The 14,325-nt window shown below is 44.7% G+C and carries 15 protein-coding genes; 7 read left to right on the top strand and 8 right to left on the bottom strand.

Going from position 1 to position 14,325, the window contains the following annotated elements; all coding sequences use genetic code 11:
- Nucleotides 1-28 precede the first annotated feature (28 nt).
- The 4 genes from A2048_06755 (at nucleotide 29) to A2048_06740 (ending at nucleotide 3,609) form a co-directional block, all read left to right on the top strand.
- The gene (locus tag A2048_06755; GenBank protein ID OGP09068.1) at nucleotides 29-1,702 is read left to right on the top strand and encodes a hypothetical protein; all 1,674 of its coding nucleotides are present in this window, start codon (nucleotides 29-31) and stop codon (nucleotides 1,700-1,702) included.
- Nucleotides 1,703-1,774: 72 nt separating this feature from the next.
- On the top strand, nucleotides 1,775-2,044 hold the full coding sequence (locus A2048_06750) for a hypothetical protein (protein OGP09067.1): 270 nt from the start codon (nucleotides 1,775-1,777) through the stop codon (nucleotides 2,042-2,044).
- Entirely contained in the window at nucleotides 2,044-2,346 is a 303-nt protein-coding gene (locus A2048_06745; GenBank protein ID OGP09066.1) for a hypothetical protein, read from the top strand. Before A2048_06750 ends, A2048_06745 begins: the two co-directional genes overlap by 1 nt.
- Before the next feature lie 111 nt (nucleotides 2,347-2,457).
- The gene (locus A2048_06740; GenBank protein OGP09065.1) at nucleotides 2,458-3,609 is read left to right on the top strand and encodes a hypothetical protein; all 1,152 of its coding nucleotides are present in this window, start codon (nucleotides 2,458-2,460) and stop codon (nucleotides 3,607-3,609) included.
- Here A2048_06740 and A2048_06735 read toward each other — a convergent pair.
- From A2048_06735 to A2048_06720, 4 genes are read right to left on the bottom strand one after another with little or no spacing between them, the layout of a single operon-like run.
- Nucleotides 3,601-4,089, bottom strand: a complete 489-nt coding sequence (locus tag A2048_06735) for a crossover junction endodeoxyribonuclease RuvC (protein OGP09064.1) — start codon at nucleotides 4,087-4,089, stop codon at nucleotides 3,601-3,603. The two genes, A2048_06740 and A2048_06735, sit on opposite strands and share 9 nt — an antisense overlap.
- 29 nt (nucleotides 4,090-4,118) lie before the next feature.
- On the bottom strand, nucleotides 4,119-4,865 hold the full coding sequence (locus A2048_06730) for a transcriptional regulator (protein ID OGP09063.1): 747 nt from the start codon (nucleotides 4,863-4,865) through the stop codon (nucleotides 4,119-4,121).
- A 58-nt stretch (nucleotides 4,866-4,923) separates the two neighbouring features.
- Entirely contained in the window at nucleotides 4,924-5,670 is a 747-nt protein-coding gene (locus A2048_06725; GenBank protein OGP09062.1) for a hypothetical protein, read from the bottom strand.
- Entirely contained in the window at nucleotides 5,649-6,356 is a 708-nt protein-coding gene (locus A2048_06720; protein OGP09061.1) for a hypothetical protein, read from the bottom strand. Before A2048_06720 ends, A2048_06725 begins: the two co-directional genes overlap by 22 nt.
- On the opposite strand from A2048_06720, the gene A2048_06715 reads away from it, so the two are divergent.
- The gene (locus tag A2048_06715) at nucleotides 6,340-7,407 is read left to right on the top strand and encodes a hypothetical protein (GenBank protein OGP09060.1); all 1,068 of its coding nucleotides are present in this window, start codon (nucleotides 6,340-6,342) and stop codon (nucleotides 7,405-7,407) included. The two genes, A2048_06720 and A2048_06715, sit on opposite strands and share 17 nt — an antisense overlap.
- Here the strand turns inward: A2048_06715 and A2048_06710 are convergent.
- From A2048_06710 to A2048_06700, 3 genes are read right to left on the bottom strand one after another with little or no spacing between them, the layout of a single operon-like run.
- Nucleotides 7,378-8,268 (bottom strand): hypothetical protein, encoded by an 891-nt coding sequence (locus tag A2048_06710; GenBank protein ID OGP09059.1) that lies wholly within the window; start codon nucleotides 8,266-8,268, stop codon nucleotides 7,378-7,380. The genes A2048_06715 and A2048_06710 overlap by 30 nt on opposite strands.
- The gene (locus A2048_06705; protein OGP09058.1) at nucleotides 8,246-8,812 is read right to left on the bottom strand and encodes an elongation factor P; all 567 of its coding nucleotides are present in this window, start codon (nucleotides 8,810-8,812) and stop codon (nucleotides 8,246-8,248) included. Before A2048_06705 ends, A2048_06710 begins: the two co-directional genes overlap by 23 nt.
- 41 nt (nucleotides 8,813-8,853) lie before the next feature.
- Nucleotides 8,854-9,831 (bottom strand): epimerase, encoded by a 978-nt coding sequence (locus A2048_06700; GenBank protein OGP09057.1) that lies wholly within the window; start codon nucleotides 9,829-9,831, stop codon nucleotides 8,854-8,856.
- A 168-nt stretch (nucleotides 9,832-9,999) separates the two neighbouring features.
- On the opposite strand from A2048_06700, the gene A2048_06695 reads away from it, so the two are divergent.
- Both A2048_06695 and A2048_06690 read left to right on the top strand, forming a co-directional pair.
- The gene (locus A2048_06695; protein ID OGP09093.1) at nucleotides 10,000-10,959 is read left to right on the top strand and encodes a glycosyl transferase; all 960 of its coding nucleotides are present in this window, start codon (nucleotides 10,000-10,002) and stop codon (nucleotides 10,957-10,959) included.
- Nucleotides 10,960-11,084: 125 nt separating this feature from the next.
- Complete coding sequence (locus A2048_06690; protein OGP09056.1) at nucleotides 11,085-12,995, top strand: asparagine synthase (glutamine-hydrolyzing); 1,911 nt, start codon at nucleotides 11,085-11,087, stop codon at nucleotides 12,993-12,995.
- Here the strand turns inward: A2048_06690 and A2048_06685 are convergent.
- Nucleotides 12,987-14,099 carry a hypothetical protein gene (locus A2048_06685; GenBank protein OGP09055.1) on the bottom strand — a complete coding sequence of 371 codons (1,113 nt, stop codon included), beginning with the start codon at nucleotides 14,097-14,099 and terminating at the stop codon, nucleotides 12,987-12,989. The two genes, A2048_06690 and A2048_06685, sit on opposite strands and share 9 nt — an antisense overlap.
- Nucleotides 14,100-14,325 lie beyond the last annotated feature (226 nt).

Raw genomic sequence — 14,325 nt, 5'->3', positions numbered from 1 at the left:
TAAAAGGCGATAAAGACCCTACAAAATTATGTTTCCCCTTGTCAGAAATTCGAATGCCCTGCCTTTTACTCATTTCGTGCCCGTGCGAGTTGGACCTCGTTCTTTAGCCACTGGACTTAGAAGAACCGTTGCGTCTTCTCCGTTTGGCAAGCCTCTATCCTGCCCGGTTTCTGTAAAAGCAGTGCCCTTTGGAGAGTCTCCGCTTAGCGGAGCTCGTCCTTATGCTGTTGGTTTGCCTGGGGAACAGCAGCAATTGGAAAACTTAGGGGTGATCATGGGAGGAAGTCTTATTGCTGGAGAAGAAAGGGGATGGGTTCATCCTGCTTTAAAAAGTCATGATATGGTTTTTATGAATGATGGAGTGAATCAGTCTATTACCTCCAGTGGCCCACAGCGTTTATCCCGAGATGATCTAACCGCTCGGGGATTCACCGATCCCGATGCCATTTTGGCGGCCACGGGAGGGTACAAAGACATTGTGGATGCGGCTTTCCTCGTTAAAAGCCGTACAGATGCAGTGCCTTCGATGGAACTTTTGCTGATCCTAGCTCATTGTCAACAGAGCGTCTTGCCTATTAATGATAAGTCCCAGGCTAATTGGCTCAAGGAAGCTGTCATTTTACTTCAAAAAGGAGTCCCCCTTGGACATCTGAGAGGAGTTATATTCCGTGGCGGTTTTGAGCATGTAATGGAAGCTGGAATTTCGAGTGAGTTTTATGCCTTTGTGGATGCCCTCCAAAGTCATATCAGTGGTAATCGTCGGGAGCATTGGATGAAGGTATTTGATGTCCTGCAGAGAATGATCATCGATATCAACCGGTTGATACAGTCAGATTATCTGACCGCAGATAAAAAAATTAGCTACCAGGATGTGGTAGGCCTGATGCAAGGGCTTAAAGAAGCTCAAGTTGGGAAAGACCATTGGCCCCTCGTGATTTCTTATCTTTGGAGTCAATACACTGTGAGTGAGGTTTCTTGTCCCCAAGTAGGAGAGTCCCTCCATCCGTTTGATCTCTCCCTTGTCTTGGAGGCTATCCTCCTCCAAAGAGAAACGAGGAATCCCTTCGAAATTATTTTTCGTCGATTGAGTTTGAGTAAGGAGTTTGGAGTAGAAATTGCCGATGCGGTTCTCAATTTTAATTTATCTTTGGAGCATGATCGCGGTTTGGCTTCAAAAATGCGGGAAAAGGGAATTGAAGCTGTGGTAGAAGACCCAAATCTTACCCAGGAGAGTCCAGAGAGTAAAACTCAGGACAAGGCCCCTTCCCCCGAAATTCCGCCTTTGATATTGGATCTTCGTGCCGATGGCAGAAAATTGGATTGGGCGAGACATCGTAAATTTTTCTATCAGGACAAGGGGGACCACGTTGTTGTTGAATTTATTCTTGATGAAACGTCGCTTGTGATTGATGAGATTCAATACGATCCGGATAATATTCCTGGTTGGCAACAACAATCTCTTCAATGGGTTGAGGGTTTAGCGAAAGGGAGGGGTTACAAGCGAATCTTTTTAAACACGCCGTTCAATCTTTTTGGTCGCTTACTTCCTCGAGGTTCCGTTAAAAACCTCGATCGCGTTTATCGCCAAGTGCCTCAGGCAGAAGGCTGGAAACTTGTATGTGAAGACAGTTTACCGGATAGGATTCGTGGTGGTGGATCTTTAAGAGGTCGATATTATTGGGTGAAGGATTTGGTTGGGTAATGATTCTTTTAAAAATTTATTTTTGACACTCCCCTCCAAAGAGAGTAAATTTAAATTAAATTTAAATTGCCTATGAAATCCGATTTTAACCAAGATATCATCCCCGTTACCGAGCTTATGCATGAGGCGGGTAAGGTGATTAAGAAGATACGGCAGACACGAAGGCCGGTTCTAATCACTCAAAATGGCCGTGCGGCTATGGTTTGCATGGACGTTGAAGAATATCAGCAACAGATGAAGAAGTTGGAGTTCATTGACGCCATCCTTTTGGGCGAAAAAGCCTTCTCCCAGGGCGATTTTTTGGAATGGAAGGATTTCGAGGCTAAGTTTGATAAAATCTGATGAAGAGAAAAGTCCTCCTTTCAAATCCTGCACAAAAAGACATCGAACAGATCATCCGGTATGTTCGCCTGGACAAAGCCTTGGCTGCAGAGAAACTGAAAGCCTTGTTCAAAAATAAAATCAAATCCCTTGAAAATTTTGCAGAAAGGGGCCGAAAGGTTCCAGAACTTAAAGGAACCTTGTTTGCAGATTACCGGGAGCTCATCGTAAATCCCTGCCGGATCGTTTACAAAATCCATCAAAAAGAAGTTCGAATTCTGAGAGTGTTGCACTCCAAAAGAATTTTCAGATTGTTTTCGTAATGTTCGATCACCCATTTTTAGATTTTTCCTGCATCGGCCTTCCATTTGTTTTTCCGATCTATACCTCGGAAAAACATTGAAAACTTATAATATCCTGTTATTATTTGATTTATGGACAGGATTTTCCCAAAAAATCTCACTGAAAACCTTAAAAATTCCCATGGTTTAATCCAGGTTCTTACGGGTTCCAGGCAAGTGGGGAAAACAACGGCGGTGTCTCGTTTTTTTGATCCGGCCACTACCCTTTACGCGAGCGCTGATTTGCCCACGCCTCCTACAACTGATTTTATTGTTCAGCAATGGACAAAGGCCCGCGAAATATCTTCCTCGGAAAGGACGCTCGTTCTTGATGAAGTGCAAAAAATTCCGCGTTGGTCGGAAGTCGTTAAAAAGATGTGGGATGAGGACAAAAGAAACCAAACGATGCTTCGTGTTTGTCTTTTGGGGAGTTCTGCTATTTTGATTGAAAAAGGTTTGTCCGAGAGCTTGACGGGGCGTTTTGAAATGAATTTTTTTCCTCATTGGACTTATGAAGAATGCCACAAAGTGTTTCGGGCAAGCCTTGAGGATTATGTCTGGATGGGAGGCTATCCGAAGGCCTATGATTTTGCCAAGGATCCCGAACGCCTCGACCATTACCTTCAAAACAGTATCATTGAGCCCTCGTTGGGGCGCGATATTTTGTCACTGCATGCTGTGGATAAACCGGCTCTCCTTCGGCAATTATTTTGGTATGTGTCCCGCTTGCCGGCGCATATCGTCAGTTTTCAAAAAATTTTGGATCATCTTCAGGGAAATGGGAATACGGCTACCTTGGTTCACTATGCGGAGCTTCTTTCCCAGGCCTTTCTTGTTTGCCCCATCTACAAATATTCCATCCAACCTCACCGAACCAAAAAATCGCTCCCCAAATGGCTTCTTCCCAACCCCGGCCTTGTGGAAGCTTCGGTGAGGCGTGAAGGGCTTAAAAATTTTACTTTCGAAAATCTTATTGGATCCCATCTTTTGAATCTTCTTTTTGGAAAGACAAATTGGGAGCTTTGTTATTGGAAGGAACAGAATGATGAGATCGATTACGTGATTACCCATCACAATGAACCCATTTTGGCGCTTGAGGTTAAAAGTGGTCGGCAAAAAAAGATTCCTCATAAACTTTTACTTAAAAAAGCAAATCTGGCTTGTCCCTTCATGGTCATTGGTCAAGAGGAAGCTCATCCATTGATGAGTACTCAATCGATTGATGATATTCTCAATTTAGTTTGATTTTTCTAGGATCGGCCTCAAGCTATTGGCCACACACACCGCCACCGCCAAGGCATCCGACGCGTTTTCTTCGGCGATTTGGGGGAGTTTTAAGAGGAGTTTGATCATCTGCTGTACTTGGGTTTTTTCGGCCCGCCCGTAGCCGACCACGGCTTTTTTCACCTCGAGGGGCGAGATCTCGTGCACTTCCAATCCATTCATTTGGGCGGCGAGAATCACGATGCCGCGCGTATGCGCGAGCTTGACCGTGCTCTGCACATTCTTCGCGTAGAAAATATCTTCGATGGCTAAAATTGTTGGATGAAATTGGCTAATGAGTTTTTGAACGGATTTGAAAATGTGCTCGAGCTTTCCAGGGAGGGTTTCGATTTTCTGGCAGTCGATGATGCCGTTATCAATATGGATTACCTGGCCCGATTTTTTTTTAATCAGACCGTAACCGGCAATGCGTGTGCCTGGGTCGATGCCTAGGATGATCATTGTTGGAATGGGCGCAGCAAGCAGCGCCCCTACGAGATTTTTTCCATTACATCTGCAGGGATATCAAAATTAGCGTACACTTTCTGGATATCGTCGTGATCTTCTAACGCTTCCATTAAGGCCAGCATTTTGGTGGCTTCTTCCAAATTCAGTTTGATGGTGTTTTCGGGGATCATGGCGATTTCAGCATGTGTGGGGTTTAGCCCTGCTTTGGCAAGAGCCTCTTTTACTTTTTCAAAATGCTGGGGGTCGGTTTCGACATCAAAAGTATCGTCGGCGTCTTTAATATCTTCAGCTCCGGCTTCCAGGGCGGTTTCCATCAACTTTTCTTCAGAGATTGTTTTTTTATCAAAGGAGAGTATGCCCTTTTTCTTAAAACCCCAGGAAACTGATCCTGCCTCACCCAGGTTCCCCCCTTTTTTGGACAGGATATTTCTTATTTCAGAGACGGTGCGATTTTTATTGTCTGTTAGCGATTCAATAATCAAGGCAACTCCTGCGGGGCCATAACCTTCGTACATGATTTCTTCGTAGTTTACCCCTTCCAGTTCCCCCGTTCCTTTTTTAATGGCGCGCTCAATATTGTCGTTGGGCATGCTTTGCGAGCGTGCACCGGCAATGGCGGTGCGGAGCCGGGGGTTTCCATTCGGATCGTCCCCGCCCATGCGGGCCGCGACGGTGATTTCTTTAATGAGTTTGGTGAAAAGCTGGCCGCGCTTGGCATCCGTTGCGCCTTTCTTGCGTTTAATGGTGGCCCATTTTGAATGTCCGGACATGATTGGCTCCTTCTAATGAGGCCAGTGGATTAACACAGCCCCAAAGCCTTTGCCAATCTCAATTTTGGGAGTGAAGCAGGGCTCTTAACCGATCCGGATAATTGGTAATAATGGCGCCTAGGGACTTGGAAAGCCAAGGGGTAAGTTCAGGTTTAATACTGTCTTTGTTATCCACATCCCACAGCCAAGTTCTTCTTTCCAGTTTACCAAATTGCTCCAGATGACTTTGTTTAAGCCAAAAAAGGGGGAGGTTCATGGTTTGAGGGTTGGCGCGAGCGATCCAGAAGTTTTGTTGTGTCGTCCTGTTTTTGGGCCAGATCAAATAGCCGCGTTTGATTTCGGGGGCCATTTTTTTGAAACGGATGAGATGGAGGGGATTGAAGGAGGAAATGTAAACCTGTTCGATCATTTTGAAATCTTTGATGAGTTTTAAGACGGCTTGTTCAATCCCATTGGTACGCAACCCCGTGGATTTGATTTCTACATTGATCACGGAAAATTTTTTGCCGAAGGCATCAAAAAAATAGGCCAATGTGGGAATTTTTTCTCCCTCGCCAAAATCCAGGGTTTTCAGTGTTTTTAGATTCTGTTTTTGAGTGATTAATTTCTGACCTGTCAGTCGGAAAAGTTCTTCGTCGTGAGTGATGATCACGTGCCCATCGGTTGTTAAAAAAACATCCAATTCAACACCATCAGCCCCAAGCGTTTCCGCCAAGGCAAAGGCCTTCATTGTATTTTCAGGAGCGTATCCAGAGGCACCACGATGGGCGAGAATGAAGGGTTTCATAATGAGTAAATCAGACACGACAGGGCATGAAGCGCTGCCGTTTCCGACCTTAAAATGAAGGGCCCCAGCCCCACACAATGATATCCCGATGCTTTTGCCAGACTTATCTCATGGTCGTCCCATCCTCCTTCGGGGCCAATCCATATTGAAAAAGGAGGAGGGGGTCTTTTTTTAAAGGCGGCTTTTAGGGGTTCCGGGGAACCTTTTTCACAGGCAAAAAAATTGATTTTTGTTGAAGAAGAATCCAGGGCTTTTTGGAAAGGAACCGAAGGGAAAATTTTTAAGGGAGTAATTCTTCCACACTGTTTTTGTGCTTCTTCGGCTATTTTTTGGATTCGATTCCATTTTGACTCCGACAATTCTTGCCGGACTGAATTTTGGGTGATAACCAAATGCACCGCTTCGACATTCAACTCCACCGCTTTTTGAATCACCCATTCCATTTTTTCGCTCTTGAGTAATGCCAGATACAAATGAATCGGATAGGGGGATGAAGGCGCTGGGATTTCTTGAAGGATATTCAGCTTTACCTCTTTGCCAATGGAGGCCACTTGAGCTTCAAAAAGTTTTCCATCCGGGGAGCTGATCCGGACACGTTCCCCTTCTTTGGCACGCAAGACACGGCTTAGATGATGGGCATTTTCCCCTGTGAGGAGAACGGTTTTATCTTGGATGTCGGTAGTGGGAATGAGGAATGTTTGCATATTAGGTAAGGGCGGCTTGCAAGCCGCCCTTACAATTAAGTTTTCTTTTAGAAAAGTTAAGGCTAACCTAACAAAAACCATGGCTGAAGATAAAGACCAATTTATTGTGGGGGTGGATTTGGGAGGTACGTATGTGCGTGCCGGTTTGGTTGATCGTATGGGGGAAATAACCCAAATGTCAAAACGGGCTGTGGATGAAATTCGCTCACAAAAAGCCGTTGTTGATCTGCTGATGGAACTTATGGGGACATTTCCCAAGGAAAAAGTGGCGGCGATTTCGCTGGGTGTCCCCGGCATTGTCAATGCGGCTATGGGTGTGGTGCATGCCTCTCCCCATTTTTCTGAGTGGAAGGATTTTGCCCTTCAGAAAGAAATCTTCAAAAACTTGAAAAAATCCGTGTTCATCGATAACGACGCCAATCGGATTGCCTTGGGAGAGCATTGGAAAGGCGCCGCACAGGAATGGGATACATTTTTAATGCTTACCCTGGGGACGGGTATCGGAGGGGCCATCATTATTAATTCACAGATTTTTCACGGCACGCACGGATTTACCGGCGAATTCGGGCATATCGTTGTTGAAGCATCGGGGCCTTCCTGTCCTTGTGGAGGCCGGGGATGCCTGGAAACTTTTGCTTCGGGCTCTGGGTTGGTGAGAAATTTGAAAGAAGTTTTTGAAAGTGACGAGGATTCTTTGGAGCTAAAGCCCATCGCCTCTTTGCTGGGCCAAGAAAGCTCCACAATAGTGGCAGGCCTTGCCAGCCAGGCCGAAAAAGGAAATCTTTTGGCCCGGGACATGTTCTTGAGGTTTGGCTATTATTTGGGTATTGGACTTGCCTCCCTTGTGAGTGCAACAGGCATCCAAAAAATTATTCTGGGAGGGGGCATCTCAGCATCATCCGGCCTTTTCTTAAATGAATGCCGCCAGGAAATGAAAAACCGCCTTTATGCCAAAACTTTTGAAGGGGTTGAAATCAGATTGGCCAAGCTGGGAGATAGGGCAGGCATTTTAGGTTCCGGCTTAGTTGCCCTCCAACATCTGAAGAAGTGAGGTGTATTCCTGTTTTTCCGCCGTTAGAAATCCTTTCAACCGCAAATCAGAGAGAGGTTTTGATCCGCGCTGGTTTAGCAAGCCAGCGATGATCTGTTTGCGTGTGAGTTCCTGCATAAAACCAAAGCTGACAACGGGGGATGAAGGAAGCGTAATTGAGGTGTGAATTTTTTTCAAATTTTTGACCCAGGGCAGAGAAATTTTTTCAAGCGATTGTGTGTCATGGGAATCCAAAAGCGCTAAGGCTTTTAACTCACCGGAGCTGATTCGCTTCAAGGTTGTCAAAATGCCATAGCTGGGTTTTATTTTTAGGTGAACTCCCGCGGGTAATGAAATATTTTTAAGGATGATCTTTTCAAAAAAAATTTGACCCAAAGGTTCCGGGCACCAGACATCATAAGTGCCAGGGGAAAGCGCTCCCGCATGGGAAAAAAGAGTGTATTCATTGGTGCCTCCTGATCCCAGGGTTTCTGTTTTGGCCAGTATTTCCATGGGGACCGTATTTTGTTCTTGAAGGTAGAATGCCAAACTTACAATTCCCATTTGAGGTTTGGTTTCACGGATTGTTTCCAAGGCCTCGTCAGCCTCTTCAAAATATTTCCCAACAAAATGCATGCCGGTTTTTTTTGAGAGGTCGTTTAAAAAGGCCTCAATAAAAGGATGGGCATCGGCATCAGAGCCTTCGCCACCGGGGTAGATAAAAAGAAAGGAGAGAGGTTTTGTTTGGGCGAACAGATGGGGAGTGCTCAAAGAAAAATAAAAAATGAGGCAAATAAAAATCCCCCTGTGTCCCCCTTTAATAAAGGGGGAAAAGAAGGGGGATTTGATCCTGCCATTCTTATTCTTTAACCCGGGTGACATAATCTCCCGATTCGGTTTTGATGGTGATTTTATCGCCCACTTCAATGAATTGGGGCACTTTAACGATTAAACCTGTCTCAATTTTGGCATTTTTGTAGCTTGAGGTGGCTGTTGCGGATTTCATGTTGGGTTCGGCTTCAATGACTTTAAAGCTTAAAGTTTGCGGGAACACCAGACCTACGGGTGTTGAGTCATGGAATGTCACATTCACCAAGCCTTCGGGTATTAAATAAAAGACATTGTTGCCCAAAAATTCTTTGTTGATTTGGATTTGCTCGTAATTTTCCATGTCCATGAAATGGTAGCCGCCGTCGTCATTATAGAGGAACTGCATGGATTTTTCGCGGAGGTCAACTTTTTCTAAAGTTTCTGTTGAAGAAAAGCGGAATTCTTTTTGGGTTCCATTTTTCAAATTGCGCATTTTAGCCTGGATGAAGGCACGCAAATTTCCGGGGGTTTTATGAACGGACTCAAGGCATTGCCACAAGAAACCATCCTTGTCGATGACCATGCCCGGACGAAGTTGACTGGCTTGAATTGACATAAGTTTGGGCGTTTTAACAGGAGGAGGGGAATTGTCAAGAGCTATATCCCCTTAAACCATTGAATAAACCTGGGGATTCCCGCTTCCAGTGGGATTTGGGGGTTATATCCCAAAATCTGGCGTGCCTTGCTTATGTCGGCATAAGTAATGGGCACATCACCGGGTTGTACGGGTTTGAAATCGAGTTTGGCTTTCTTGCCAGAGGCTTTTTCCAACAAATGAATCAAATCGAGAACGCTGGTGGTGGCAGATTCCCCTAAGTTGAAAATTTCGTATTTGGGTTGGGATGAGTTTTGAGTGATCCAATCAAGGCTTTTCATGACTCCTTCAATAATGTCATCCACATAAGTAAAATCACGACGAAAACTTCCGTCCCCCAAAATGGGAATGGACTTCCCTTCGTACATAAGCTCTGTAAATTTTCGTATGGCCAAATCGGGACGCTGGCGGGGGCCATAGACGGTGAAAAAACGCAAACAGGCAAAATTCATTTTATAAAGTTTATGATAGACATGGCATTGTAATTCATTGGCTCGTTTTGTTTGGGCATAAGGGGAATAGGGGAGATTGACCGGATCCGATTCGGCAAACGGAACCTTTGTATTAAGACCATAGACCGAAGAGGAAGACCCAAAAATAAAGTGATGAATTCCTGCCTGGCGGGAGGCTTCCAACAAAACAGTCGTTCCCAAGCCGTTGACGGTTTCATAGAGAATGGGGTCTTCGATGGAAGGTCTTACCCCGGCCATGGCGGCCAGATGAATGATGCCATCCGGTTTTTCTTTTTTGATGAGGGGGACTATGAAATCTTCGTTACAAATATCTCCTTGGTGGCATTCAAATTTTCCTTTAAGTTTTTTTGCTGTGGCTTCAATTTCACTCAAGTTTTTTCTTTTAAGAGCGGGGTCATAGAAATTGTTTAAATTATCGATGCCGATAATGCTGTGTCCCTTGCCAAGAAGGGCTTCGGCCAAATGGGACCCGATAAAACCTGCAGCGCCGGTGAGGAGTATTTTCATATTATTATCCCCTCTCCCTTGAGGGGAGAGGGTTAGGGAGAGGGTGATGATCGGGGCCACCCTCCCCTTAATCCCCTCCCCTCAAGGGAGGGGAATTGTGCATACATATAAATCCCTACATATAAAATCCATTGTCTGGGTGCAATGGATTTGATAACCCACTTAAATATGCCGAAAACAAAAACACTTGATCTCTCTATTATTGTCCCCTTTTTAAATGAAGAGGAAAACCTGGGGGAACTTTATCAGAATCTTGGAAGTGTTCTTCCTCCTCTGGGGCTTTCTTACGAGATTTTGCTTATTGATGATGGCTCTACCGACAAAAGTTTTGAGATCACCCAAAATCTGGCCAAAAAGGATTCCCATGTCAAAGTGATCCGCTTTACCCGTAATTTTGGACAAACGGCGGCGATGCAGGCCGGGTTTAAAGAAGCTTCCGGCCGTGTTTATATTACTTTGGATGCTGACAACCAAAATGACCCAAGGGATATTGGCAAGCTTTTGGAAAAAATGAAGGAAGGTTACGGGGTCGTTTCAGGATGGCGTAAAAATCGTCAGGACAAGTTTTTTTCTAGAAAGCTTCCTTCCAAAATGGCTAATTGGCTTATTTCAAAGGCCACGGGAGTGGCACTAAAGGATTATGGATGCACACTTAAAGCCTATGATGCCCGGTTTGTGGATGCCTTCACCCTTTATGGGGAAATGCACCGGTTTATTCCTGCCTATTGTTGTTATGCGGGGGCCAAAATCACGGAAATCCCGGTGAATCATTTGGCACGTACCAAGGGAGTTTCCAAATATGGTATGTCACGCATTGTGAAAGTGTTGCTCGATTTGTTTACGGTGAAATTTTTGGGCTCTTTTTTCACAAAACCCCTTTATCTTTTTGGCGGGCTTGGATTTAGTTTGAATGGTTTGGCCGTGTTGGCAGCCGGTTTTGTCTTGTATCAAAAATTTTATCACGATGTTTATGCCCACAGAAATCCTGTTTTGCTTTTGGCCGTTTTTTTATCGGTACTGGGGATGATGCTTATCATGATGGGGCTTATCGCTGAACTTCTTATGCGTACTTATCACGAATCCCAGGGAAAGACGGTGTATCTGATTCAGGAGAAGGTTAACTTTTAGAAAATCGAAATTCGAAGCACGAAATACGAAACAAATTCGAACATAAAAAATTCAAAATTTAAGCACTTGAATTTGGCATTTAAATATTGTTTCGAATTTCGACATTTGAATTTCGAATTTTTCTTATGTGCGGTATTTCCGGAATTCTCCACAAAAACAACAAGCCTGTTTCCCTTGAAATTTTGCAAAAAATGAATCGCACCCTTGCCCACCGTGGGCCGGATGATGAAGGGTATTTTGTCAAAGGCCCAGTGGGGTTGGCGCAGCGGCGTCTGGCCATTATCGATTTGTCCTCTGGTGGGCACCAACCCATGACCTCACCCGATGGCCGTTTTACCATTACCTTTAACGGAGAAATTTATAATTTTATCGAGCTTAAAGCCGGGTTAGAAAAAAAAGGGGTCCTCTTTTCCACGCGTTCTGATACCGAAGTGCTACTTCAACTTTACATTGCCGAGGGGAAATCCTGTTTATCCAAACTCAATGGCATGTTTGCCTTTTGCATTTGGGACGAACGCGATAAAAAACTTTTTGCGGCGCGCGATCGCATGGGGAAGAAGCCATTTTATTATTGGGATACGCCTGCTCATTTTGCCTTTGCCTCCGAGCCGAAGGCTTTTCGGCCCCATCCCGATTTTGCAAATCAGTTGGATGACGGGGCTCTTCAGCATTATTTTCAATATGAGTATGTCCCGGCGCCTTTTTCCATTTTTAAGGGGGTAAAAAAACTTCCCCAGGCCCATTTTTTGGAATGGGATGGGCATGGAATTACGATTGCTCCCTACTGGAATATTCCTCTTGGAAACCCTGTCTGTGAAGATGAAAATTCCATTGCCCCCAAACTTTTAGACCTTCTTGATAGCGCGGTGGAGGCAAGGTTAGTCAGTGATGTGCCCCTTGGGGTTTTTCTTTCGGGAGGAATCGATTCGTCTGCTGTTGTGGGATTGATGGCCCGCCATCATCCGGGAAAAGATATCAAAACTTTCTCCATTGGTTTTGAGGAAAAGTCTTTTGACGAAACTTCTTATGCGCGTCTTGTGGCCAAAAAATTTGGCACCGATCACCATGAACAAATTTTAACACCGCATAAGATGATTGAGATTCTTCCTAATGTACTTTCCGTGTTAGATGAACCTTTTGCCGATTACTCAATCATCCCTACTTATCTGCTCTCCGCTTTTACTCGTAACCATGTCACGGTGGCCTTGGGAGGGGATGGGGGTGATGAGCTTTTTGCGGGTTACCCCACTTTTTTTGCAGGGCATGTTGCCCAGTGGTTTTGGAAGCTGCCATCGGCACTTCAAAAAATAATTGTTGGGGCCGGAAATGCCCTGCCTGTTTCGGATAAGGACATGAGTTTTGAATTTAAATTGAAGCAGTTTCTCTACGGAGCCTCGTTCCCGCCCGTGATCCGCAATCAGGTTTGGTTGGGGGCGTTTCATCAAGGGGAGCAGGAGAGATTGTTCGTAGGGGCGGGGTTGCCGTGCCCTGGGCGGGGGAACCCCGCCCCTACGAATCCATTGGATCTGGTTGTCGAAACCATGCGCCATTGTCCTTCGGTTCATCCCGGGGAACGCATGCTCTACTTCTACCAAAAATTTTATTTGTGTGATGACATCCTTGTCAAAGCCGATCGCGCCTCGATGGCGCATTCCCTTGAAGTTCGTGCCCCCTTTTTGGACGTCAATGTTGTGGAATATGCTTCACGTATTCCTTACAACCTGAAACTTAAAGGGACAAAAACAAAATATATTTTGAAAAAGGCCCTGGAAAAAATCCTCCCCTCCGAAATTCTCTATCGCCCTAAAAAAGGTTTTGGGATTCCCATTTCCCTTTGGCTTAAAACGGAGTTGAAACAAGAAATGTTGCGGGTGTTAGATCCCCAAAAAATTCGCAAAAACGGGTTGTTTAATCCTGAATTTATTACCCGTTTGGTCAAAGACCATCTGGATGGCAAGAAAAATAACCGCAAACAGCTTTTTTCCCTGCTTATGTTCCAATGGTGGAGGGAGAGGTATTTGGAGTTCTCAAACTGACCCGGTACGACCTTGGGCTTGAACTTGTGTTTGGGAATATAAAAGCTCAGCCGGGATTTTTTTGAATTCTTGCCAAAAACGTTCCATCAAAAGCTGATGCCCGATGGTGATGCGCAAAAATCCATCCATGTTGGTAAGTCCGCTTCTTATAAAGACATCGTGTTTTTCAAGAAAACGGGCAACCTCCAAAGGCTTGGCTACTTCAACAAAAAGATAGTTGGCCATGGTGTCTACCACAAAAAGTCCCAAATTTTTCAGCTTGGGGGTAATCCATTCACGCGCTGTTTTTATTTCAAAGACGGAACGCTCGGTGTATTCGACATCATCTAAGGCTGCGCAAGCGGCTACTTGAGTGAGCGAATTGATTTTGCCCAGACGAACCTTGTTGATGGGGGCCATGGTTTCTGGTTGGGCCAGAAGATAGCCACAACGAAGTCCCGCCAACCCAAAAGCCTTGGAAAAAGATCGTGAAATAATCAAATGGGGATGATTTTTTATGAGGCAAGCAACAGTTGCATTGCAAAATTCAAAATAAGCTTCATCGACAATGACCAGGCTTTTGGACGCCGTTTTCAAAAGGGTTTCGATGTTTTCCTTGGAATAAAGACTTTGGGTCAAGGGATTTACAATATAAATAATTTTTGCTTTTTCTGTGATTGCTTCGATAAGTTTATCTATAGAGGGCAGCGTTAAAGTATCCCCAAAAACAGGCTTGATAGTTGCATCGCAGGCTTGGGCATACACTCGAAAATGATCGTAAGTGGGCATGGCAATCACTACTTCGTCACCGGGTTCTAGGTAAGCTTTGCAAATGGTTTCCAACCCATGGTCTGATCCGTTAAATGTTTGAATAAATGAAGTTGGATATTTGACGTATTCAGCCAGTTTCTCATGCAAAGTTGTGCATGAAATATCGGGATACCAATTTAAGGGATATTTTTGAACAAACTCGACAAGGACGGCACTGACTCGGGGAGAGGGCGTTATACTTAATTCGTTGGAATCAAGCTTCATCACCTTGGTGGAGTGCTCAAAGAGATAGCTCGTGTTTTTCCCGCTAATGTAGGGAACGAGTTTTTCAACCGATTTTTTTGCCCTGACCATTAGTTGAGAACCTTCCTAGACTAAAATCCTTTTTTAAATAAGTAAGGAAGGTCCCTATATTGCTTTTTTTATTCTCTTTGGCAAATTGAATTTATTCTGCGTTGGTTAGCCTAGGACACGAGTCTTGGTTTGGGCGATGTCAAATTTTTAGTTGAAATTATCTGACAGCTCTGCATTTTTTTCATATCAAGCAGCCTTTTTTATCTCTTTCATCTGTTGCTGTTGA

The organism is Deltaproteobacteria bacterium GWA2_45_12 (assembly GCA_001797365.1).
Lineage (GTDB): Bacteria > UBA10199 > UBA10199 > UBA10199 > UBA10199 > UBA10199.
Note: the sequence above shows the minus strand (reverse complement) of the source record. Positions and strands in the feature narration are given on the sequence as shown.

Bases quoted from the DNA above. Each gene is read 5' to 3' on its own strand.
- A2048_06755 (OGP09068.1), top strand. From the start codon at position 29: ATGTTTCCCCTTGTCAGAAATTCGAATGCCCTGCCTTTTACTCATTTC.
- A2048_06750 (OGP09067.1), top strand. From the start codon at position 1,775: ATGAAATCCGATTTTAACCAAGATATCATCCCCGTTACCGAGCTTATG.
- A2048_06745 (OGP09066.1), top strand. From the start codon at position 2,044: ATGAAGAGAAAAGTCCTCCTTTCAAATCCTGCACAAAAAGACATCGAA.
- A2048_06740 (OGP09065.1), top strand. From the start codon at position 2,458: ATGGACAGGATTTTCCCAAAAAATCTCACTGAAAACCTTAAAAATTCC.
- A2048_06735 (OGP09064.1), bottom strand. From the start codon at position 4,089: ATGATCATCCTAGGCATCGACCCAGGCACACGCATTGCCGGTTACGGT.
- A2048_06730 (OGP09063.1), bottom strand. From the start codon at position 4,865: ATGTCCGGACATTCAAAATGGGCCACCATTAAACGCAAGAAAGGCGCA.
- A2048_06715 (OGP09060.1), top strand. From the start codon at position 6,340: ATGAGGAATGTTTGCATATTAGGTAAGGGCGGCTTGCAAGCCGCCCTT.
- A2048_06720 (OGP09061.1), bottom strand. From the start codon at position 6,356: ATGCAAACATTCCTCATTCCCACTACCGACATCCAAGATAAAACCGTT.
- A2048_06710 (OGP09059.1), bottom strand. From the start codon at position 8,268: ATGTCACCCGGGTTAAAGAATAAGAATGGCAGGATCAAATCCCCCTTC.
- A2048_06705 (OGP09058.1), bottom strand. From the start codon at position 8,812: ATGTCAATTCAAGCCAGTCAACTTCGTCCGGGCATGGTCATCGACAAG.
- A2048_06700 (OGP09057.1), bottom strand. From the start codon at position 9,831: ATGAAAATACTCCTCACCGGCGCTGCAGGTTTTATCGGGTCCCATTTG.
- A2048_06695 (OGP09093.1), top strand. From the start codon at position 10,000: ATGCCGAAAACAAAAACACTTGATCTCTCTATTATTGTCCCCTTTTTA.
- A2048_06690 (OGP09056.1), top strand. From the start codon at position 11,085: ATGTGCGGTATTTCCGGAATTCTCCACAAAAACAACAAGCCTGTTTCC.
- A2048_06685 (OGP09055.1), bottom strand. From the start codon at position 14,099: ATGGTCAGGGCAAAAAAATCGGTTGAAAAACTCGTTCCCTACATTAGC.